Annotated in this window: 19 protein-coding genes and 1 pseudogene; 10 read left to right on the top strand and 10 right to left on the bottom strand. The window is 62.3% G+C overall.

All coding sequences use genetic code 11. The features are described from left to right. Positions 1-18 precede the first annotated feature (18 nt). On the bottom strand, positions 19-708 hold the full coding sequence (locus tag CLM72_RS17570; RefSeq protein WP_105227291.1) for a molecular chaperone: 690 nt from the start codon (positions 706-708) through the stop codon (positions 19-21). 198 nt (positions 709-906) lie between these two features. On the opposite strand from CLM72_RS17570, the gene CLM72_RS17565 reads away from it, so the two are divergent. Further along, positions 907-1428, top strand: coding sequence for a hypothetical protein (locus CLM72_RS17565; protein ID WP_014719098.1), 522 nt, complete (start codon positions 907-909; stop codon positions 1426-1428). Between the two features lie 15 nt (positions 1429-1443). Here the strand turns inward: CLM72_RS17565 and CLM72_RS17560 are convergent, their stop codons facing one another. Together CLM72_RS17560 and CLM72_RS17555 are read right to left on the bottom strand one after the other, a co-directional pair. Beyond that, positions 1444-2649, bottom strand: a complete 1206-nt coding sequence (locus CLM72_RS17560; RefSeq protein WP_105227290.1) for a DUF1835 domain-containing protein — start codon at positions 2647-2649, stop codon at positions 1444-1446. Between the two features lie 355 nt (positions 2650-3004). After that, positions 3005-4081, bottom strand: a complete 1077-nt coding sequence (locus CLM72_RS17555; RefSeq protein ID WP_105227289.1) for an aldo/keto reductase — start codon at positions 4079-4081, stop codon at positions 3005-3007. Positions 4082-4296: 215 nt separating this feature from the next. Between CLM72_RS17555 and CLM72_RS17550 the strand changes: the two genes are divergently transcribed. The 4 genes from CLM72_RS17550 to CLM72_RS17535 all read left to right on the top strand — a co-directional run bounded on the left by CLM72_RS17550 (position 4297) and on the right by CLM72_RS17535 (position 7915). Next, positions 4297-4929 (top strand): glutathione S-transferase family protein, encoded by a 633-nt coding sequence (locus CLM72_RS17550; protein WP_105227288.1) that lies wholly within the window; start codon positions 4297-4299, stop codon positions 4927-4929. 169 nt (positions 4930-5098) lie between these two features. Continuing rightward, a complete protein-coding gene (locus tag CLM72_RS17545; RefSeq protein ID WP_105227287.1) occupies positions 5099-6019 on the top strand; it encodes a LysR family transcriptional regulator in 921 nt (306 codons plus the stop codon). Continuing rightward, on the top strand, positions 6019-6903 hold the full coding sequence (locus tag CLM72_RS17540) for a LysR family transcriptional regulator (protein ID WP_105227286.1): 885 nt from the start codon (positions 6019-6021) through the stop codon (positions 6901-6903). The genes CLM72_RS17545 and CLM72_RS17540 overlap by 1 nt, the downstream gene beginning before the upstream one ends. A 79-nt stretch (positions 6904-6982) precedes the next feature. Beyond that, entirely contained in the window at positions 6983-7915 is a 933-nt protein-coding gene (locus CLM72_RS17535) for a pyridoxamine 5'-phosphate oxidase family protein (protein WP_105227285.1), read from the top strand. Positions 7916-8234: 319 nt separating this feature from the next. On the opposite strand, the gene CLM72_RS17530 is transcribed toward CLM72_RS17535, so the two are convergent. Then, complete coding sequence (locus CLM72_RS17530) at positions 8235-9722, bottom strand: aldehyde dehydrogenase family protein (protein WP_105227284.1); 1488 nt, start codon at positions 9720-9722, stop codon at positions 8235-8237. 235 nt (positions 9723-9957) lie between these two features. On the opposite strand from CLM72_RS17530, the gene CLM72_RS17525 reads away from it, so the two are divergent. Together CLM72_RS17525 and CLM72_RS17520 are read left to right on the top strand one after the other, a co-directional pair. Next, entirely contained in the window at positions 9958-11127 is a 1170-nt protein-coding gene (locus CLM72_RS17525; protein ID WP_032901980.1) for a p-hydroxyphenylacetate 3-hydroxylase oxygenase component, read from the top strand. A 56-nt stretch (positions 11128-11183) separates the two neighbouring features. Continuing rightward, a pseudogene (locus CLM72_RS17520) lies at positions 11184-11657 on the top strand (flavin reductase family protein); the annotation flags it as partial. 32 nt (positions 11658-11689) lie between these two features. On the opposite strand, the gene CLM72_RS17515 reads toward CLM72_RS17520, so the two are convergent. Beyond that, positions 11690-13012: a hypothetical protein gene (locus CLM72_RS17515; RefSeq protein WP_057974997.1), complete on the bottom strand. Its 1323-nt coding sequence runs from the start codon at positions 13010-13012 to the stop codon at positions 11690-11692. A gap of 217 nt (positions 13013-13229) precedes the next feature. Between CLM72_RS17515 and CLM72_RS17510 the strand changes: the two genes are divergently transcribed. From CLM72_RS17510 to feaR, 3 genes are all read left to right on the top strand, one after another. Continuing rightward, positions 13230-14729, top strand: a complete 1500-nt coding sequence (locus CLM72_RS17510; RefSeq protein WP_105227283.1) for an APC family permease — start codon at positions 13230-13232, stop codon at positions 14727-14729. Further along, a complete protein-coding gene (locus CLM72_RS17505; protein ID WP_105227282.1) occupies positions 14692-15258 on the top strand; it encodes a DUF3156 family protein in 567 nt (188 codons plus the stop codon). The genes CLM72_RS17510 and CLM72_RS17505 overlap by 38 nt, the downstream gene beginning before the upstream one ends. Positions 15259-15372: 114 nt before the next feature. After that, a complete protein-coding gene (gene feaR / locus CLM72_RS17500) occupies positions 15373-16314 on the top strand; it encodes a transcriptional regulator FeaR (RefSeq protein WP_105227281.1) in 942 nt (313 codons plus the stop codon). A 173-nt stretch (positions 16315-16487) separates the two neighbouring features. Here the strand turns inward: feaR and CLM72_RS17495 are convergent, their stop codons facing one another. The 5 genes from CLM72_RS17495 to CLM72_RS17475 all read right to left on the bottom strand — a co-directional run bounded on the left by CLM72_RS17495 (position 16488) and on the right by CLM72_RS17475 (position 20662). After that, the gene (locus tag CLM72_RS17495; RefSeq protein WP_105227280.1) at positions 16488-17243 is read right to left on the bottom strand and encodes an SDR family oxidoreductase; all 756 of its coding nucleotides are present in this window, start codon (positions 17241-17243) and stop codon (positions 16488-16490) included. Beyond that, complete coding sequence (locus tag CLM72_RS17490; RefSeq protein ID WP_105227279.1) at positions 17233-18036, bottom strand: SDR family NAD(P)-dependent oxidoreductase; 804 nt, start codon at positions 18034-18036, stop codon at positions 17233-17235. The genes CLM72_RS17495 and CLM72_RS17490 overlap by 11 nt, the downstream gene beginning before the upstream one ends. Then, positions 18029-18850: a molybdenum cofactor biosynthesis F family protein gene (locus CLM72_RS17485; protein WP_105227278.1), complete on the bottom strand. Its 822-nt coding sequence runs from the start codon at positions 18848-18850 to the stop codon at positions 18029-18031. The genes CLM72_RS17490 and CLM72_RS17485 overlap by 8 nt, the downstream gene beginning before the upstream one ends. A 13-nt stretch (positions 18851-18863) precedes the next feature. Further along, positions 18864-19229: a cupin domain-containing protein gene (locus CLM72_RS17480; RefSeq protein ID WP_105227277.1), complete on the bottom strand. Its 366-nt coding sequence runs from the start codon at positions 19227-19229 to the stop codon at positions 18864-18866. 134 nt (positions 19230-19363) lie between these two features. Next, positions 19364-20662, bottom strand: a complete 1299-nt coding sequence (locus CLM72_RS17475; RefSeq protein ID WP_105227276.1) for an FAD-binding oxidoreductase — start codon at positions 20660-20662, stop codon at positions 19364-19366. Position 20663 lies beyond the last annotated feature (1 nt).

The following is a 20663-nucleotide window of genomic DNA, read 5'->3' as shown; positions in this document are numbered from 1 at the left end:
CAAATACCCCGTGATTTATCAGTTGAGCGCCGTGCTATGACGGGCTTGCAAACCGATATCGGTGATTTCGGTGAAGTGCAGAGTGGTGCCCTTGGGTACAGCGTCGAGCGCGGTCAGGGTTTTGCGTTCATGAGGCTTGAGCAGCAGGTAATCGCTGAGCGTCTGGCTGTCGGTTCGCAGGTTGACCAGCGATAGGTGGAAGGCGCTGGGGTTGTTGGCCGTCACCGTGCGCCCGTCGCTGCTCCATACCAACTGCTGCACCGCCTCGGCCGAGCCGCCCAGGAGTGCGGGAGGGCGATAGAACAGCTTGAGCCGCTGGCGGATCGCGAATTGCACGCTGTTGGGGTCTTGGGCCTTGAGCGGGATTTCCATGATATTGAGCCAGAACAGCGATTCACGATCGCTGGGCAAGCCCTCACCGGCATACAGTATGCGCAGCTTGTGATGCTCCCCGGCGCCCAGTTGTACCAATGGCTCGGTGGCGGCAAAGGGCACGGTACGGTCGGCTGATTCGTCCTCGCTGGTGATCCAGGTTTGCACCACCACTTCCCGCGAGGCCTGGTTGACCACGCTGATACCGGCGGCCTTGTCCTGGCCGAAATAGATCAGGCGGGTGCCTTCGATCTTCAGCGCCGCATTGGCAGGCGGGGGCGCAAGCACCAGCAGCCCGCAGGCCAGCAGCACCACTCTGAGTAGAAACATGAACACGGCAATTCCATGGTCGGGTGAGGGAACGCAGACCATGGTAGGTAGCGAGTGGCACGAAGGCTTTGAGGCGATTCTTAAAAGTACGGTGTGCCCCTGATTGCCGTTTCAGAATCGCCTTAAAGTCAGGGTTCACCCCTGACGGTTACTTTGTTCAGCGTTGAATGATCGACGCGGATGCCCAACTGTCAGGTTTACCCTATGTCCAATAAAGCGTTACGTCTTCTGATTGCCGATGCAGAGCTTTTGCAAAGGATCAAGATCGAGAAAATGCTCAACCAGCTGGGCTATCACCGCATCGCCCCGTTGAGTTCGTTCGACGAGTTGCAGGCACTGACACGCTCGGGCGTTGTGGCGTTTGACCTGCTGATCATCAACACTGCGCTGGTGCACTCGCGGCAGGTCAACCTGCTCAAGTACTGCCATGACAACCCGTTGATCCGCCACACGCTGATCTATGACGGGCAATGTGCGCAGCGCTCTGTGGTGTCGGTCTCGGTTAGCCAGACCCTGCACCTGTCATTGTCACAGTCGCCCGACTTCACCTCCCTGCGACGCTGCATGGAAATTGTCGATCCGGCACACAGTTCTCCGATCGCTGAGTGGCCCATGCTGCACGCCGTGGACGGCCGAGCGTCCCAGCCTTCGATTAGCCCGCGGGCGGTCTACCAAGGCGACCCGACGGTGGTGGCATGTGCCGTGGGGTTGTTTCCCAAGCGCTGATCGTATCGTGCAGCATCAGTCACGCCAGACGGGCAGATCATCATGGTCCAGTGCCCAATGAGGTTGCCGTGGCCGCAGGCACACACCACCGACCCAGCGCTCATGGCTGGCGTGGTCCAGCCAGCAGGCATTGCCGTCCAGTACCTGCTGCGCCAGTGGCGTCAGCGCCAATACGCGGCGCGGCCACTCCATGTTCGTTTCGGTCTCGATCAGCAGCGGCGCCGTCCCATCAATCAATGGGCGCAGCAGCGCGTGAAACATCATATCGCCCAGGAAAGGCAGTGGCTCGCGCTTGGCCATCAACTCGGCAAACACCCGACCGAAAGGCACAGGCCCGGCCTCAGTAATATATTGCAAGGACAAACGTTCAGTCAGTGACAACCCATCCTCGAGACCCGGCAACTCCTGTAACTGACGCTGTAACGCCGGCGCCAGAAAGGGCAGGGCAGGGTGATTGCCATGGGCCAGTTCCGCGAGCTTGAGCGGTGAGCTGTCGCAGTAAGCCGACCAGGCCCGTTTGGCCAACTGCACTGCGTCGTCGTCGATCAAGCGCCGCTGCGGCCAGAGCCAGGCCAGCACATCGGGGGCCAATTGGCCTATGCCGATAAATCGCTCGACGCCGGGAATTCGGTCTGCCTCAATCAGCTCCAGCTTGCGCGGCGCCCGCTCAAGGCCAGCCAGGGCGCGGACCAGGAACAATTGATCGTAGGCGTCCGCCTCGCACCACAGCACACTGTGATCGGCGTTGTTCAAGGCTTGTAGTTGGTTGTATTCATCGTTGATGCGATGCGCAACTTCAGTGGAGTCAAGGGCAAAGGCCTGACTGATAAAGGTACTGCGCATCGCTCGGAACGCTTCGCTGGGTAGTTCACGCACTGGCCCCATGCACAACGGGTCAGTGAGCATCCGGAACTGTCCCTTGAACCCGGCCAGTTGCAGGCTGTGGGCAATATCATTACCACACCGCCAATGGGTGGTGCGGGATTCATCGCTGGCATCGAAATCAGGGTGGCGGGCGGCAAAGTCGAGGGCGTCGACGTGGGCCTTGAGCTTGGGCCAACTGGCGAAGCCCAGCTGTTTGGCTACCTGCCATTGAGCCTGGGACAAGGTTGCGCTGGGGTCTAGGCTTTTCAGCTGCGACAACAGTTCCTTGGCGCGCTTGCGCTGCTGCTCAAGGTTGAGGCGGCCATGGGTAGTGGAGGCTAAAGGGCGTTGCGACATACGAGCTCCTTGCACAAACCTTTTCCGCTTCAAGGTTGGGAGTCGTAGAAATGAGGTGGAGCTGGGATGTCTTGGGCGCAGCCCTTTCCGCGGAAGGTGGCGTAGAGAGCGCCAGACGGGAAATATAGGCAGCATTGCCGTTCGGTGCAACCCTGAAAATGTGGGCATTGCCCCAATGCCACTCAGTCAAGCGCAGTCCCTGTGTGGCAGCGGGCTTGCTCGCGAAAGCGGTAGGTCAGTCGCTGCATCTGTTACTGCACCACCGCTTTCGCAGGCAAGCCAGCTCCCACATTGGATCTTCGTTGCTTTGAGCATTGCGTTCGCTTAATTCATCGGCATTGGGGCGGGTGCTGTTTTATTTGTCCTGGCGCGCATCCAGGGTTTTTTGATGCTCGGCCAGGAAGGGTTGCTCCGCTGGATCAAAACGATCAATCCCGGCAGTGAAGCGGTGCCAGTAGGGGTACAACGGCTGACGGCGAGTGACGGCTTCGATGCGCGCCGACTGCTCTTCGGTGAGTTTCAGCTCGGTGGCCGCCAGGTTATCGCGCAGGTGTGCTTCCGTACGGGCGCCGACAATCAGCGAGGTGATCCCCGGGCGATCCTTGAGCCAGGCCAGGCAGGTGCGGGCGACCGAGACGCCGTGTTCATCACCGACGGCGGCGAGGGTCTCGATAATGTCCAGTGCACGTTCCTGATCGTGGACGTAGGGTTCCGGCCAACCGCTGCCCTGGCGGGTATTGGCGGGCGGCTTGTGCCCGCGTCGGGTCGTGCCGGTCAGCAAGCCTTCGCCCATCGGGCCCCACACCAAAGTGCCAACCTGCTGGTCCAGGGCCAACGGCAGCAACTCGTACTCGGCCTCGCGGGATTCCGGGGTGTAGTAGATCTGCTGGGTAATTGGCTTGAGCATGCCGTGCAGTTCAGCCTTGCCCAGGGTTTTCATCATCTGCCAGGCGGTGAAGTTGCTGGTGCCGAAGTAGCGGATCTTGCCCGAGCCGACCAACAGGCGCAGGGCTTCCAGGGTCTCTTCGATTGGCGTCATGCCGTCCCAATTGTGCAGTTGGTACAAGTCGATGTGGTCGGTGCCCAAGCGCTTGAGGCTGGCTTCGCAGGCGCGGATCAAGTGGTAGCGCGACGAGCCGGAGTTGTTGGGGTTGTCGTCTACCGGGCTGCGGCCCTTGGTGGCCAGCAGAATGTCGTTGCGCTTGTCGCCCAGCGCCTTGCCCACCACTTCTTCGGCCAGGCCGTGGGAATAGAGGTCGGCGGTGTCGACCATATTCACCCCGGCGTCGAACGCCATATCGAACATGCGCTTGGCCAGGGGCACGTCCACCGCACCGCATTTTTCAAACTCTGCGCGACCGCCAAAGGGCACGGTGCCCAGGATGATTTCCGATACCAGCAGGCCGGAATGACCCAGTTGTCGGTACTGCATGTTGCCTCCTACTTAACGTTGCACGTGAAGGTGTGAACGATGGGGACGGCGATAGTTTGAATTTTTTCAGGAAATCCTCGCGCCAAGATTGGCTATGACGTCAATGAAGATTGTTTCGCTGGATGAAATGCTGGATTGTGAATCCTGGTCATTCCGCCAGACATGGCAGTGGTAGAACATCCCTGGCGTCGATACCCACTCATTTGGAGCCTGTCATGACCCAGCCTGCGATCAAACTCTATGGTTTCCCCCTGTCCGGCCATTCCCACCGGGTCGAGCTGATGTTGTCCCTGCTGGGGCTGGCGAGTGAATTTATCCTGGTGGACCTCAAGCAAGGTGCGCATAAAACGCCTGAGTTCCTCACCACCCTGAACAGCTTTGGCCAGGTGCCGGTGATTGATGACGGCGGCACGGTACTTGCCGACTCCAATGCGATCCTGATTTACCTGGCCAGCACCTATGGCCGCGGCGAATGGCTGCCGAGCGACCCTGTCGGGCAAGCCCGGGTGCAGCGTTGGCTCTCGGCCGCCGCCGGCCCACTCCATGCCGGGCCTGCCACGGCGCGCTTGGCCACGGTGTTTGGCGCCGAGGTGGACACTGTCAGCGCAATCAACCGTGCCCATGCCTTGCTGAGCGTGATGGAACAGCAACTGAGCCAGAGCCGTTTCCTCGCCAGTGAGCAGCCCAGCATTGCCGATATCGCCTTCTACACCTACGTGGCCCATGCGCCGGAAGGCAATGTGTCCCTGGCCGACTACCCTGAGGTACGCGCCTGGCTCGCCAGCATCGAAGCACTGCCGGGTTTTGTCGGCATGCCGCGCACGGCTGTCGGTTTGCAATCGAGTTGAAGCCCAACACTTGTGGCGAGGGAGCTTGCTCCCGCTGGGTTGCGCAGCAGCCCCAACAAGGCTGCCGTATTTATTCAGCCAAACCGCGCTGGCAGGTTTCAGGGCCGCTGCGCGCGCCAGCGGGAGCAAGCTCCCTCGCCACAGGGGCACATAATCAGAAGGCGTAAAGATGGATCGATTTCATGAAATGCAGGTGTTCCTGGCCGTGGCCGAGGAGGAGGGCTTCGCTGCTGCCGCCCGGCGCCTGAACACGTCGCCGCCCAGCGTGACCCGCGCCATTGCCGCCATGGAACAACGCATCGGCACCCAGTTGCTGGCGCGCACCACCCGCAGCCTGCACTTGACCGAAGCCGGCCAGCGTTACCTGGACGATTGCCGACGCATCCTTGCCGAGCTGGACGAAGCCGAGGAAGCGGCGGCGGGCAGCTACTCCATCCCGGGCGGCCAGTTGACGGTGACCGCACCGGTACTGTTTGGCGAGCTGTATGTGGCGCCGGTACTGGGGGATTATCTGGACCGTTTTCCGTTGGTGAGTATCAACGCCTTGCTGGTCGATAGGGTGGTCAATATGACCGACGAAGGTGTTGACGTGGCGGTGCGTATCGGCCACCTGCAGCAACCCGGGCAGCAAGCGATCAAGGTCGGCGAAGTACGACGGGTGGTGTGCGCATCGCCCGCTTATCTTAACCAACACGGGCGCCCCCAGCGGCCCGAGCAGTTGCGTGAGGCCAAGCTCGTCACCTCATCGTCCAGCCAACTGGTCAGTGAGTGGACATTCGTTGACGCCGGCCGGCCGCTGAAGGTACCCATCGAGCCACGCCTGGTTGTCACCGCCAACAATGCCGCGATCAACCTGGCCCGCCTGGGGTGGGGCATGACGCGGGTGCTGTCTTATCAAGTCGCGGCAGCGGTGGCGGCGGGGGAACTGGAACTGGTACTGGAGGATTTCGAACCGGCGCCGCTGCCGATCCACGTGGTGTTCCAGCAAAACGGCCGAGTACCGGCCAAGGTCAATACGTTTGTGGACTTCCTCAGTCATCGCCTCGGGCAGGACCCGGCCCTGAGCGCCGCGACCAAGCAGCGTGCCTGATGGAGCGTTATCGCGATATGCAGCTGTTTGCGGCGCTGGCCGGGCAATCCAGCCTGGCGTCGGCGGCACGCCATGCGCAGGTTTCCGGGCCGACGCTGGTACGTGCAGTTGCGCGCCTGGAGGCACGCCTGCGCGTGGTGCTGCTGCAACGTAGTACACGCGGTGTCAACCTGACCGATGCAGGCCAGGCTTACCTTGCCGACTGCGTGCGCCTGCTGGCAGCGGTGGACGCGGCCGAGGCCTCGGCCAACGGTTTGCATGTGCAGGCCCAGGGCGACCTGCGGATATTCCTGCCGTTGCTGTTCAGCCGCTATGTCATGGCGCCGCTGTTGGCCGGTTATGCGGATCGCTACCCGGCGGTGCGTGTCATCGCTCATTACCACGACTCTTACCCGAACCTGCACGTAGAGGGGTTGGACGTGGCGGTGCTGATCGGTGAGTTGCCCAACTCGTCACTCATTGCGCGGCAAGTCGGGCAGGTGCGCACTGTCCTTTGCGCCAGCCCCGCTTACTTGGCGACCCGGGGCGAACCCCGGCATCCGGCTGAACTCAAGCAGCATCATCTGATTGCCAGCGCCGACCCGGTGCATTGGGATTTTGCGCATTATACCCTCAAGGCTCGCGCCCGGCTGAGTTGCGCCACCGTCCAAGGCGCGATCAATGCGGCGGTGCAGGGGGCGGGCGTGATTCGAGCCTTGAGTTACCCGCTGCACGAACACCTGGCGAGCGGCCAGTTGCAGCGCCTGTTGCCTTCCTTCGAGTTGCCGCCGCAGCCGGTGTATGTGGTTTACCGCGAAGGCCGTCATGCGTCGATGCGCGTGCGCAGCTTTGTCGACTACTGCGTCAGCGCGTTGCGCGAGCATCCGGCGTTTCAGTTGGCGTAATAGTGGATTGCCCTGGGTGGGCATTCTCTCCATTACGGCCTGGGCGCAGCATGCTCGTATCTAACCGGAGGTGAGCGCCATGCACTCGATTGAAGCAACCCCTTGGCATGTCGGCGAACGACACATGCAGGAAAGTGCCGGCGTCTCTGAACGCATGGCCATGATCGGGCCCAAGGTCATTCGTGATCATTTGCCTGAGCAGCACCGCGATTTCTATCCGCTGCTGCCGTACTTGATCGCGGGTGTGGTGGACGAACAAGGCATCCCCTGGGCAACGATGCTGGAAGGCGCTCCAGGGTTTGCGCATTCACCGGACCCACACACGCTGCAGATCGACAGCCTGCCCGCCAAAAGCGATCCCGCCTGGGCTGGGATAGCGGATGGCGCGGCGATCGGCCTGCTGGGCATCGACCTCAACACTCGCCGCCGCAATCGCATGAATGGCCGGATCGGATCGCTTGAGGATGAGGGCTTTGCGGTGGACGTAGTGCACACCTTCGGCAATTGCCCCAAGTACATCCAACTGCGGCCCATCGCTGGCATTGCACGCAAACCCGGCAACCTGGCCCAGCGCAGCAACCGCCTGGACGACGCCGCACAAGCACTGATCCGCCACGCCGACACCTTCTTCGTCGCCAGCTACATCGACCAGCACGGCGAACGCTCGGTGGACGTTTCCCATCGCGGCGGCAACACGGGGTTTGTGCGGGTGGAGGGCAACGTACTGACCATCCCGGATTTTGCCGGCAACCTGTTCTTCAACACCCTCGGCAACCTGCACGCCAACCCGGTGGCGGGGTTGTTGTTTGTTGATTTTGACACGGGTGACGTGCTGCAAGTGGCCGGGCGTACTTCGTTGATCCTGAGCGGGCCGCAAGTGGCCGAGTTCGACGGCGCGCAGCGCCTGTGGACGGTAACGGTGGAACATCTGGTCCGCCGCCCGGCAGCATTGGCGTTGCGGTGGCAATTCGCGGAGTTTTCGCCGCACAGTCTGGCGATGGGCACCTGGTAGCCTGGCGCATTCTCCCAGGCGCAGCCTATCCAGTGTGGGAGCTGTCGAGCCCCAGCGAGGCTGCGATGGCGGCGGCACGGTCAACCTATTCATTGCCTGATCCACCGCCATCGCGGCCTCGCTAAAGCTCGACGGCTCCCACAGGGAAATGTCATTGCCTGTGGGGTTTGCGCGTTTTCATCAGGCCACCGGGCATTCTCGGACCAGCGCTTCATCTACCTTGTGTAAGAGCGGTCCGATAACCACGCCAGTTCGGGTACGCTGAATACCCCATGTAGGAGCGAATGTGGCGCAGGCTTTTCGCAGCCGGTGAATAGGCTCAGTACCGAACTATCACCGATTTAAGCTCGGTGTAATCCTCAATAAACGCACCACCAAACTCCCGCCCTAACCCCGAAGACCGGCTACCCCCAAACGGTACTGCCGGGTCGAGCAAGGTGTGCATGTTCACCCACAGAGTCCCCGCCTTGATGGCCGGGATCATGCGCAGGGCCTTGCCCAGGTCATTGGTCCACAGGCTGGCGCTCAAGCCGAAGGGGCCGTGGTTCATCATGGCGAGCAGTTCGTCTTCATCGTCGTAGGGCAGGAAGGTGGCGATGGGGCCGAAGGTTTCTTCGTTGAGCAGGGTGTCGTGCAGGTGGTTGGCAAGGATTACGGTGGGTTCGACGTAGCAGCCGGGGCGGTCGATAAGGTGGCCGCCGTAGATGATCGTGTTGTTTTCGGCGCGGGCCTGGTTGAAGTAGCCGAGCAGTTTTTGCTGGTGCTGCTGATGGGTCACCGGGCCGAATTCGGTGTGTTCATCCAGGGGCGAGCCGATGGTCAGGCGGCTGAGACGCGCCTTGAGTTTTTCCAGCACGGCGTCGATTTGCGAGCGGTGTACGAAGAAACGTTCGGCCGCCGCGCAGATTTGCCCCGAGTGCAGGAAGCCCGCTTCGATAATGCCATCCACCGCTTTGTCTACATCCATGTCGCGCAGGAAGCCGGCGGCGTTCTTGCCACCCAGTTCCAGGGTCGCGCGGGTCAGCCCGGCGCCCATGGCACTGCGGCCTACTGCAATACCGGTGGGTACTGAGCCGGTGAAGGACACCTTGTGCGTGCCGGGATGTTCCACCAGCCCCTTGCCGACATGGCCGCCGCCGGTCAGCACGTTGAGCACCCCCGCCGGCAACCCGGCGTCGATGGCCAGTTCGGCGATGCGCAGCAGGGTCAGCGGCGTGAATTCGCTGGGCTTGATGATGATGCTGCAGCCGGTCACCAGCGCCGAGGCCAGCTTCCAGATGGCGATCATGGTCGAGAAATTCCACGGCACAATGCCCACCACCACGCCCACCGGTTCGCGCAAGGTGAAGGCGGTGTAACGCTCGCCATTGAACGAAGGCAGGGAGGGCGTGAGGGTCTGGCCGCTGAGCTTGGTGGCCCAGCCTGCGTAGTAGCGCAGGAAGTGCGCGGCCTGGTCGACCTCAAAGGCGCGGGAGATCTGGATGATCTTGCCCGACTGGCAGGTTTCGATCTGCGCCAGTTCTTCGCGATGGTGTTCCAGCAGGTCGGCCAGTTTCAGCAGCACGTTGCCGCGGATGGCGGGCGCAGCCTGGGACCACAGCTGAAAACCACGGTTGGCAGAAGCGACCGCAGCGTCGATATCCGCCAGGTCAGCATCGGCCACTTCGGCGATCACCTGGCCGTTGGCAGGGTTGATTACGTTCAGGGTTTGATCGGCGTGGCTGTGCACGCTGACACCGTCGATAAACAGCCCATGGCGGCGACGCAAAAAGGCTTCCACTTGAGGCAGCAACGGAATATCGCTCATGGCAGGTTCCTGGCAGTTCACAAAGAAACCCCGAGGTTAACCAACGCACTGATAAGCGGCTTGACTGTGCCTGCCAGCTTTTATGCCTGTGCCTGCCGTGCTTGTGAAAAGTACAAGCTTGCCTGCCGAACGTGCATTTCCCGCCTGCACGACCCGTTTGATACTGGCCCTGCATCCCGCGCCGTTCCACGATTCGGAGCGCCTGCCGGACTTCCAATAATAAGCAGGGCCGTCCATGAAAAAGCCAAACCCGCTCCTCGAAGACCTCAAGCCTCTTCTGCCTGCCATTGCCGCGAACGCCAGCCGTGCCGAACAGCTGCGCCAGGTGCCGGATGAGAATATCGCGCTGCTCAAAAGCATCGGCCTGCACCGCGCCTTCCAGCCCAAGGCATTCGGTGGCCTGGAACTGTCGCTGCCCGAATTCGCCGACTGCATCGCCTTGCTCGCCGGCAGTTGCGCCAGCACTGCCTGGGCCATGAGTTTGTTGTGTACCCATAGCCATCAACTGGCGTTGTTCTCGGCGCAGTTGCAGGAGGAGATCTGGGGCGCCAACCCGGATGCCACGGCCAGCAGCAGTATTGCGCCGTTCGGCCGGGTGACCGAGGGCGAGGGCGGCGTGTACTTCAGTGGTGAGATGGGCTGGAGCAGCGGTTGTGATCATGGCGAGTGGGCGATTGTCGGCTGCCGTCGCCAGAATGCCGAAGGCACTCAGGATTACTGCTTTGCCGTGCTGCCGCGCAGTGACTATCAGATCCGCGATGACTGGTTCGCGGCCGGCATGAAAGGCAGCGGCACCAAGACCCTGATCATCGACAACGCCTGGGTGCCTGAGCACCGGATCCAGAAGGCCAAGGACATGATGGAAGGCAAGTCCGCAGGCTTTGGTCTCTACCCAGACAGCCAGATTTTCTACGCGCCGTACCGGCCGTATTTCGCCAGTGGTTTTTCCACCGTCAGCCTCGGCGTGGCCGAGCGCATGCTGGAGGTGTTCCGCGAAAAAACCAAAAACCGTGTGCGCGCCTACACCGGTGCCGCCGTTGGCGCAGCGACCCCGGCGCTGATGCGCCTGGCCGAGTCCACCCACCAGGTGGCCGCTGCTCGGGCGTTTTTGGAGAAAACCTGGCAAGACCACGCCGAACACAGCGCCGCCCACCGCTACCCCGCGCGAGAAACCCTGGCGTTCTGGCGCACCAACCAGGCCTACGCCACCAAGATGTGCATCGAAGCGGTAGACCGGCTGTTCGCCGCCGCCGGTGGCAATGCCTGGTTCGAACACAACGAAATGCAGCGCCTGTTCCGCGATGCCCACATGACGGGCGCGCATGCCTACACCGACTATGACGTGTGCGCGCAGATCCTTGGCCGTGAGCTGATGGGCCTGGAGCCCGACCCGAGCATGGTGTAGCTGCGTGTTCCCTACAACAATCAGGGCGGCCCATAGAGGCCACCCGGGAGTCTTGCATGTCCGACGTATTTGACCCACGAGCCTTTCGTCGCGCCTTGGGCAATTTTGCCACTGGCGTGACCGTGGTCACCGCCGCCACCGCCTCCGGGCGCAAGGTGGGCGTGACGGCCAACAGTTTCAACTCGGTATCCCTCGACCCACCGCTGGTACTGTGGAGCATCGACAAACGCTCCAACAGCCATGCCGTGTTCGAGGAGGCCAGCCACTTTGCCGTGAATGTGTTGGCGGCGGACCAGGTGCACCTGTCGAACAATTTTGCCCGCCCCCGTGAAGACCGCTTCGCCCTGATCGAGTACGAGCCGGGGGAGGGTGGCTCGCCGGTATTCGCCGATTGCTCGGCGCGTTTTCACTGCGAGAAATACCAGCAGGTGGACGGCGGCGACCATTGGATCATGATCGGCAAGGTGGTGGCCTTTGATGACTTTGGCCGTGCGCCGCTGCTCTATCATCAGGGCGCCTATGCCGAGGTCCGGGCGCTGCCTCCCTGCGCGCCCGAAGCGGTTTAGAACGGCACGGCGACCACCAGTTGGCTGTAGACATTGGTGCCGTTGCCGCCGACCTGATTGCCACCGGTATCGGCTGATTTATCGGGTTTGTACAGGCCCAGCAGCGGCGTGATGATCAGGTGCTCGTTGACGGCCCATTCGGCATACAGGTCCAGTTCGCGGCCATCCAGGTTCAATTGGCCGCGCGTACTGACGGTGTTGTAGTCGAAGAACAGCGCCCCCAGGGTGACGTTCTCCAGTGGTTTGACCTTGAGCGCCACGTGCTGCACGGCGGTATTACTGTTGAAGGGGCCGGAATAGTTGCCCGCCACTTCGCCCTGCACCCAGGTGCCGTAGCCACGGTTGAAGCCTGAGAACATGCCGTCCCAGTTCTTCGAATAACGGGCGTAGCGGTAGGTCAGGTCCGGGGACCACGGCAGGTTGGCGAAGGTGTAGCCGGCTTCCGCGTAACCGGCATTTTCCTGGCCATCGCGACGGCTTTGGCGCGCCAGTTCGAAGGCGAAGTGCGCGTTGTCGATACCGGCATTGCCGGTGCCGCGCAGGCTGTAGAGGTTCATGCCTTTGCGCTGGCGCTGCAGGTCGGTGGCGAAGCGCTCATCCACATCGATGCCGTGAATATAGGTCAGCCCCAGGGTGCCCGGCGCGGCACTGTATTCCAGGGTGCCGGCGGCCATTTCAGTGAGGGCCTGGGCGCGGTTGTCGGACTTGATCCACATCAGGCTGCCATGCACACCGTCCTTGCCGCCCAGGCGAATCACCGCCGTCTTATCGAAGGCATGGCGTGCGGCGATGTAGTAGGCGCCGCCGCGATTGAACTCGCCGTCGCCGACGCCATTGCCCAGGTTGGGGCCGTCGTCATTAAGGATAAAACCGTCGCCGAGCATGATGATCTGGCGACCGAACGACAGGTCCAGGCCGTCCTTGCCCAGCGCCGGTAACAACTCGCCAGACCGCCAGCCGGCGAAGGCTTCGTCAAACTTGGTGGTGCGCTCGGTGCCGTTGGTCAACCCGGCCGCATCGCCGTCGCCCCAGGTACCGGAACTCACCAGGTTGGCCGTGCCATACACACCGCCCAGGTTGCCCAGGCGCTGTTCGACGCTCAGACCGTACTTGATGAACGCCTCACGCCAAGTGGCGCCGCCGCTGCGCCCATCGTAGTTCTTCGGGCTGTTGAACATACCGTACACGGCGAGGAAGTTGCCGGTGACCTGGGTGTCGGCGTCCGCATACAACTCGATGGCCTGCGCCTGGCCCACCAACAGTGCCACGCCCAGGCCGACCGTCTGGCGCAGGCAGCGGTTTTTCAGTGTGTGCTCCATTGTTATTGCCCCCATCTTGGTTAAGAGTGAGGGCGCATTAGGGCGAGCGGTGTGAGGCCAAGTCTTTTCCCTGCGTGCCAGGCAATTGACTCTGCCCGCCAGGCAGCAGGCCTTGGCAGGCAGCAACAAAACCGGCGGCAGACAGGGGCAAGACGATCAACGGGAGTGGGGCGCAGAGTGCCGACACATTAAAAAAAACCGCTTCGAGGACCCCTCCATGTCGATCAACGACCGACTCACCGCACACCTCAACCGGGGCACGGTAGGTTTTCCCACTGCGTTGGCCAGCACCATCGGCCTGATCATGGCCAGCCCGGTGATTCTCACCGCCACCATGGGTTTTGGCATCGGTGGCAGCGCGTTTGCCCTGGCGATGCTGATCGCCGTGGTGATGATGCTGGCCCAGGCGACAACCTTTGCCGAGGCCGCCTCGATGTTGCCCACCACCGGTTCGGTGTACGACTACATCAACTGCGGCATGGGCCGGTTCTTTGCGATCACCGGGACCTTGTCGGCCTACCTGATCGTGCATGTGTTCGCCGGCACCGCCGAAACCATCCTCGCCGGCGTCATGGCCCTGGTGAACTTCGAACACCTCAATACCCTGGCAGAGTCGGCCGGCGGCTCGTGGTTGCTGGGCGTCGGTTTCGTGCTGGTGTTCGGCGTGCTGAACGCCTTTGGCGTCAGCGCATTTGGCCGGGCGGAGATCATCCTGACCTTCGGCATGTGGACCACCCTGATGGTGTTTGGCGTACTGGGCCTGATCGCCGCGCCGGCGGTGCAGTTGGATGGCTGGTTCGGTGAGTCGCTGGTGGGCACCGACCTGGTCACCGTGCTGTCGCTGGTGGGCATGGCGATGTTCATGTTCGTGGGTTGCGAGTTCGTCACCCCGCTGGCGCCGGACCTGCGCCAATCGGCCAAGGTGATGCCACGGGCGATGATGCTCGGGCTGATGGGCGTGGCGACGTGCATGTTCATCTATGGCGCGGCGATGAAGCGCCAGGTGGAAAACGTCGTGCTCGACGCCGCGTCCGGCGTGCACCTGCTGGACACACCCATGGCCATCCCCCGATTTGCCGAACAGGTGATGGGGCAGATCGGCCCGTTGTGGCTGGGTATCGGCTTTCTGTTCGCTGGCGCTGCGACCATCAATACCCTGATGGCCGGCGTGCCGCGCATCCTCTACGGCATGGCGGTGGATGGCGCCTTGCCCAAGGTGTTCACCTACCTGCACCCGCGTTTCAAGACGCCGCTGTTGTGCATCCTGGTGGCCATGTTGATTCCGTGCCTGCATGCGCTGTACCTGGGCGGCAACACCGACAACATCATGCACCTGGTGCTGGCGGCGGTGTGCGCGTGGAGTTTCGCTTACCTGTTGGTGACGCTGTCGGTGGTGATCCTGCGCGTTCGCCGTCCGGACTTGCCTCGGGCCTATCGTTCGCCGTGGTTCCCGCTGCCGCAGATCGTCTCCAGCCTCGGCATCCTGCTGGGCATGTGGTTTATCACTCCGCCAGGCATGAACCCGGCTGACATTTATGTGCCGTTTGGCGTGATGCTCGGCGTGACGGCCACCTATGCGCTGTTCTGGACCCTGGTGGTGCAGAAGGTCAACCCCTTCAAGCCCGCCTGTGTGGAAGAGGTGTTGGCCAAGGAATTCAATCACGAACCGGGGCACGCCCATGAGGGTTATAGCGACCTTGCGGCAAAAACTGTTTGAGCTGTTTCGTGCTGACCGCGCACCCAGCGGGTATCGGCCGGGGGTGACCCTGGCCCACCTGCGGCGTGACCTGGGCCTGGCAAGCCTTGAAGTGGGCGGTGTCGCCTTCGAGATTGTCGAGCGCACCGAGTCGCAGTTGTTGATGCACCTGGTGCTGACCGAATGTGTCCTGCGGGTTCCTGCTGCAGCGGGTGGCGCTGGCAGCTTCGAGGTGCACCATGGCGGCGCGATCCGGCGCAGCGGTATTCATGTGCGGCGCCGCGCTGGCAACCAGGCACTGGGCCGTGAGTTGCAGGCGCGTTTGCAGGCTGACAGCGCGTTGTTCCAGGCGTTGATGCCGCTGGATTTCAAGCGCCTGCGCATCGAGCTGCAAGACCAGCAATGGTGCGTGCGCCTGGAGCATATGGGCGGCAGCGAGGTGGTCAACCGCATGCCGGCGTTCCGGCGCTACATTGCGTTGAGCCCCGAGCAACGCGGGTATCTCTTGGCCGTACTGGCCGGGTTGCGGCGGGTATTGTCGGACCTCTGATTGGCACCATTAGTGCTTCTGCAAAGGGCAAACAGGTTGTTGTTGCGTGCATATAGATAACATGTTAACTATTGCACCAGAACAACAAGAATAACGCCACTGCGGAGACACCCCATGAGCATCCCACAGCATGCACCCGACGGGCTCGACAGCTGGAACCGCGAACTGCGCGACGCGTGCGGCCACTTCGATACCGAACTGGCTTTCAACCGTTCGCTGTTTATCGGCGAGATCCATAACCTGCCGCGTGGCCTGGCCATCCTGCGCACCAATGCCGGGCTGATCAAGCGCTCGACGCACCACGCCGACCATGACAACGACCAGGAATGTTTCCTGGTCAGCCAACGCAGCGGCTACTCGCAAATCACCCAGAACGACCAGACGGTGCAACTGGCCCCCGGCGAAATGCTGTTGATGGATTCGGTGGGCTCCATCGAAATCACGCCCTTTGGTTTGATCGAACATGCTTCGCTGTCTTTGTCGCGTACCGAAGTGTGCAAGCATCTGGGCGGTCAGACGCGGGCGTTCGGCAAGATATCCTCGACCAAAGCCTGCGGGCGCATGTTGCATGTGCTGATGGATCAACTGTGCAAGGACGACACTGACGACGATGCCACGCAAGTGGACGCACTGCAGGCGGCCTTTGTGTCGCTGCTGGGCTCGGCGCTGGAGCAGAGCGATGAGCGCTGTGAAGGCGTCGCCTCGTTGCAGGGCAATAACCTGCGCAGCTACGTGCAAAAGGTCATTGATGAGTCGCTGGGCCAGCCTGGCCTGAGCCCGATTGGCTTGGCCAACCGCCTGAATATCTCGGTACGGCACCTGTACCGCTTGTTCGAGGAACAGGACGACAGCGTCTGCCGCTACATCCAGCGCGCACGGCTCAAGCGCAGCGCAGACGACTTGACCAACCCCTTCCTGCGCAGCGAGTCGATCACCTCGATTGCGTACAAATGGGGCTTTACCGACTCGGCGCATTTCAGCCGCTCGTTCAAGAAGCAGTTCGAAGTGTCGCCCAAGGATTTTCGTTCCAGCCGGTTGCAGGCGGTGGGGGCATAAACAGGTCCTTCAGTCTGCATAAGATCAAATGTGGGAGCTGGCTTGCCTGCGATGGCGGTGTAGCAGTTACAGATTAGTTGACTGACTCACCGCCATCGCAGGCAAGCCAGCTCCCACAGGGGATTGCGCTTAGCTGACTGGCATTGTGACAAGCCTTACATTCAGTTCCGGTTTCAGATTTCGGGCAGCGTCGCGCCACCATCCACCACCAGCGTCTGCCCGGTGATATAGCCCGCCAGGTCAGAGGCCAGAAACACCATCGCCCCGGCAATATCCGCCGCTGCGCCCAGGCGCCCCAGCGGCACACGGCGGGCGATGCTGTCGTTCACGGCCGCATCGCCCAGGTTATCCATCGCCGGGGTGGCGATCATGCCGGGCTCCACGCCGTTGACCCGCACATTCAACGGCGCCAGCTCCAGCGCTGCATTGCGGATAAACCCATTCACCCCGGCCTTGGACGCCGCATAGTGGCTCAGCCCCGGATAACCGACCCGGTTGCCGGTGACCGAAGACGTCACCAGCACGCAGCCCCGGCCTTGTTCGCGAAACATCGGCAACGCCGCCTGGGTCAGCCAGAACAGCGCCGACAGGTTCACCGCCAGGGTGCGCTCCAGGATCGTTGGGGTGATGTCGGCAAAGGCGGTCAGCGGAAAGTACCCGGCGTTGTGCACCAGCACATCCAGTTGCGCCAAGCCTTGGACGCAGGCGAACACCGCTTCGGCATCCGCCAGGTCAACGCCAACGGCTTCAACGTGATGCCCTTGCGCGCACAACTCGGCAGCCGCGGCTTCAGCCTTTTCAACCCTACGGTCGGCAATCACCACCCGCGCACCGCGTTGGGCAAAGGCCTGGACGATGCCCAGGCCAATGCCCTGGGCGCCGCCGGTGACCAGCACGACCTGGCCGCTGAAATCCAGGTCATTCGTCATGGGCAGGCTCCAGGCGCGTAAACGCCAGCGTCGGCACGTCGACGATGCTGGAGCCACCGTCCGCCACCAACGTGGCGCCGGTAATGATCGAGGCGTCGTCGCTGGCCAGGAAGCGGCACACCTTGGCGATCTCGTCGGCACGGGCGGCACGCCGCAGCGGTACATCGGCACACACACGCGCATAGGCCTGCTGCAAGGTTTCGGCGTACGCCTCCATCAACGGCTGCATCTCCGCGTCGGCCATCGGCGTGTGCACCCAGCCTGGGCACACCGCGTTCACCCGCACGCCGTGGGGCCCGTAGTCGCGGGCCAGCGAACGATTGAGCCCGAGCAACGCATGTTTGGCGGTGGTGTAGCCACACACCTCGGGGCCTGCTGCCAATGAAGCGATGGAGCCAATCAGCACGATGTTCCCGGCGCTTTCCTGCAACAGCGGCAGGCAGGCGCGGGCGCTGTAAAACGCACTGTCGAGGTTGCTGCGCAGCGCGCCTTCCCAGGTGGCCGGGCTGGTCTGGGTCGCACTGCCCAGCCCGTGGCCACCGGCACAGGCCAGCAGCACATCGAGGCGCCCGAAGTGGCTGCGGATTTGTTGGATGAAGCCGTCCCAGGTGTCCGGGCAGGCGGCATCGCCCACCAGGATCAGCCCGCCGGTGTCCTGCGCCACCTGTTCCAGTGGCTCACGACGCCGACCGATCAGCACCAGATGCGCGCCTTCCTGTGCGTACAAGCGTGCGCAGGCAGCGCCGATGCCGGTGCCGGCCCCGGTGATCACCACCGTGCGCGGCTCAGTCACGGGGATACTCCGTGCGGTTGAGCACCTGACAATAGGAACTGATCGGGAAGTTCGACAGCGCGTCGAAGGACGCCCCGGCATAGCCGAAGATCTTGCCGTCGCTGCGGTGCTGTTGCAGGTCGATCAGCACCAGGCCGAGGGTCGGCACAATCTTCTCCTGCCAGACGAACAGGTACAGCTGTTCGGCGATCTTGTAGTAATGGCAGCGGTCGGTGTCGCACAAGCCTTTTTCCACGCCCTCAAGGCATTGCCAGGCGTAGAACCGAGGGTTGAGGTAGATGTGTTCGTAGACCTCGCTGGGGCTGTAGCGGTAGTGGTTGCGCAGGCCGACCAACTCGTCGGTGGGGGCGTGCAGGCAGTGGCCTTCCTGCCACGGCCGGTCGAGGCTGCCATGGAGGAAGTCAACCTGTACCGAGGTCAGCGGTTTGCCGGCCAGGGCGCGGTGGTAAAGGCCTTCGTGGGTCTGTGCCGGTTCTGGCATACGGCCAATCACCGCGGTAAAGGAGGCCGTTGGCGTGTCCAGCACCAGGCTGATCGACCAGCTTTGCCCCGCCTCGTGCTTGATAAAGTCCACCAGGTACAGGCCCGGGCGAATCGAGCTGGCGCGGTAGGCGGCGCTGCCGCTGGAGTGGCCATCGGCGGCGTGCCAGGCCAGGCGCTCCTGTTCGAAGCGGTGTTCGATCTGCCAGCCATTGGCAAAGTACAGGGTGAAGGTCTGGCCGGCCAGGTCGGCCAGGTTCGGCAGGATGAACGCCTCGGGTGCAAAACCGTCGGCGAGGGCGCCCACGGTGATCCAGTCAGATGAATTCGACATGGCAACGCCTCCCTTACACGACGGCGAAGTAGTGTTTGACGAAACTCTCGCTGACCACTTCCCACAGCACCGGCGTGCCCTTGGTCACGAACCAGCTGTCACCGACCTTGTAGCGGGTGGATTGGCCGGTGGACTCGTCGGTCAGCACCACTTCGCCGGTGACCACCGTGGCTTGCTCGGCGAAAGGGTAGACCATGCGGAACTTGCCCTGGGTCGTGCCGAAGTACGCACTGCTGACCGCATCGGTGGGCGCGCCAAAGGTCATCTTGCCGAAAGCGCGCACGTCGCCTTCAAGGATTTGCGAGCCGAGGTCGGCCACGGTGCCCCAGGCGTCGAGTTCCGACAGCTGGACGTTGTGTTTGAGGGGGGTGAGTGTCATGGCAGATGCTCCGATAAGTACGAGATTTTTGTAGGAGCGAGCTTGCTCGCGAAAAACTCACAGGCGCGGTGTCCAATCAGGAAGCACGCGTTATCGTTAAGGTTTTTCGCGGGCAAGCCCGCTCCTACAGGGGGTTAGCGGCGACCGTTCCAGTAGCCGGAAAGTTGGTGCCAGGATTTGCCCGCCGTCAGCAGCAGCGGGCGAATCGTGTCCTTGCCGATGATGGTGGGGCGGTGGATCGAGCTGACCAGGTCATAGCGCGCCGAGCCTTCGCTCATGCCTTCGGCCAGCACCTTGCAGATGATGTGGCTGGGGGTGACGCCGAAGCCGGAATAGCCCTGCACGAAAAACGCGTTGCTGCGCCCCGGCAAGGTGCCCACCTGCGGGAACAGGTTCGGGCTGCACGCCATCGGGCCGCCCCAGGCCAGGTCGATTTTCACGTCCTTGAGGTAGGGGAAAATCTTCAGCATCAGGTGGCGGTTCCAGGCTTTCAGGTCGCCGGGAATGTGCTCCACCAAAGGCGTGGCGGCGCCGAACAACAGGCGGTTCTCGTTGGTGACGCGGTAGTAGTCGATCACCGGGCGGATGTCGCTGTAGGCCCCACGGATCGGGCTGATGCGCTGGATCAACTCCTCGGACAACGGCTCGGTCATCATCTGGAATGCGTAGGTGTTGATGGTCGAGCGGTGCAGTTCTGGCTCCAGCTTGTTGAGAAAGCTGTCACAGGCCCACAGCAACTTGCTGGCGCGTACCGAACCGCGCCCGGTGCGCACGGTGATGCGCTCGCCGTAGCTGACGTCCAGGGCCGGGCTGTTCTCAAAGATCTTCACACCATGGCTGGCCAGCGCACTGGCTTCGCCCAGCAGCAGGTTCAGCGAATGCACATGCCCGCCGCCCATGTGCAGCAGGGCGCTGGTGTAGGCGGTGGAGCCGATGATCTGCTGCACGTCGGAGCCGCCGAGAAAGCGGATTTCGTGCTGGCTGTTGATCGACTTGAAGTCCTTCTCCCAGGCGCGCAGGGTTTTTTCCTGGCGGGCGTTGAAGCCCATGTAGCCGTAGCCGTGGCAAAAGTCCGCGTCGATGTTGTACTTGGCGATGCGGTTCTTGATGATGTCGGCGCCCAGGTCGCTGATCTCGAACACTTGGCGCAGGCCGTCTTCGCCCACGTCCTTCTTGATCTTCTCCAGGTCATGGCCGATGCCTGCCATGATCTGCCCACCGTTGCGGCCCGTGCCGCCAAAGCCCAGGTAGCGCGCTTCAAGCACCACAATGTTGGTGATGCCTTTTTCCGCCAGCTCAAGGGCCGTGTTGATCCCGGAAAAGCCGCCGCCGATGACCACAACGTCTGCCTCGATATCCTGTTCCAGGGTGGGGAAGCTGAGGTTGTATTTCTTGGTGGCGGTGTAGTATGTGGGGGTTTCGATGTTGATCATG

The sequence above is a fragment of the Pseudomonas sp. MYb193 genome (assembly GCF_002966775.1).
Taxonomy (GTDB): domain Bacteria; phylum Pseudomonadota; class Gammaproteobacteria; order Pseudomonadales; family Pseudomonadaceae; genus Aquipseudomonas; species Aquipseudomonas paracarnis.
This window is presented reverse-complemented; position numbering and strand designations above follow the sequence as displayed.

What these genes read in the sequence shown, in the direction of transcription:
- CLM72_RS17505 (WP_105227282.1), top strand. Translation starts at nt 14,692, where the DNA reads ATGAGGGTTATAGCGACCTTGCGGCAAAAACTGTTTGAGCTGTTTCGT.
- CLM72_RS17540 (WP_105227286.1), top strand. Translation starts at nt 6,019, where the DNA reads ATGGAGCGTTATCGCGATATGCAGCTGTTTGCGGCGCTGGCCGGGCAA.
- CLM72_RS17515 (WP_057974997.1), bottom strand. Translation starts at nt 13,012, where the DNA reads ATGGAGCACACACTGAAAAACCGCTGCCTGCGCCAGACGGTCGGCCTG.
- CLM72_RS17535 (WP_105227285.1), top strand. Translation starts at nt 6,983, where the DNA reads ATGCACTCGATTGAAGCAACCCCTTGGCATGTCGGCGAACGACACATG.
- CLM72_RS17475 (WP_105227276.1), bottom strand. Translation starts at nt 20,662, where the DNA reads ATGATCAACATCGAAACCCCCACATACTACACCGCCACCAAGAAATAC.
- CLM72_RS17560 (WP_105227290.1), bottom strand. Translation starts at nt 2,649, where the DNA reads ATGTCGCAACGCCCTTTAGCCTCCACTACCCATGGCCGCCTCAACCTT.
- CLM72_RS17530 (WP_105227284.1), bottom strand. Translation starts at nt 9,722, where the DNA reads ATGAGCGATATTCCGTTGCTGCCTCAAGTGGAAGCCTTTTTGCGTCGC.
- feaR (WP_105227281.1), top strand. Translation starts at nt 15,373, where the DNA reads ATGAGCATCCCACAGCATGCACCCGACGGGCTCGACAGCTGGAACCGC.
- CLM72_RS17565 (WP_014719098.1), top strand. Translation starts at nt 907, where the DNA reads ATGTCCAATAAAGCGTTACGTCTTCTGATTGCCGATGCAGAGCTTTTG.
- CLM72_RS17545 (WP_105227287.1), top strand. Translation starts at nt 5,099, where the DNA reads ATGGATCGATTTCATGAAATGCAGGTGTTCCTGGCCGTGGCCGAGGAG.
- CLM72_RS17525 (WP_032901980.1), top strand. Translation starts at nt 9,958, where the DNA reads ATGAAAAAGCCAAACCCGCTCCTCGAAGACCTCAAGCCTCTTCTGCCT.
- CLM72_RS17480 (WP_105227277.1), bottom strand. Translation starts at nt 19,229, where the DNA reads ATGACACTCACCCCCCTCAAACACAACGTCCAGCTGTCGGAACTCGAC.
- CLM72_RS17550 (WP_105227288.1), top strand. Translation starts at nt 4,297, where the DNA reads ATGACCCAGCCTGCGATCAAACTCTATGGTTTCCCCCTGTCCGGCCAT.
- CLM72_RS17485 (WP_105227278.1), bottom strand. Translation starts at nt 18,850, where the DNA reads ATGTCGAATTCATCTGACTGGATCACCGTGGGCGCCCTCGCCGACGGT.
- CLM72_RS17510 (WP_105227283.1), top strand. Translation starts at nt 13,230, where the DNA reads ATGTCGATCAACGACCGACTCACCGCACACCTCAACCGGGGCACGGTA.
- CLM72_RS17495 (WP_105227280.1), bottom strand. Translation starts at nt 17,243, where the DNA reads ATGACGAATGACCTGGATTTCAGCGGCCAGGTCGTGCTGGTCACCGGC.
- CLM72_RS17555 (WP_105227289.1), bottom strand. Translation starts at nt 4,081, where the DNA reads ATGCAGTACCGACAACTGGGTCATTCCGGCCTGCTGGTATCGGAAATC.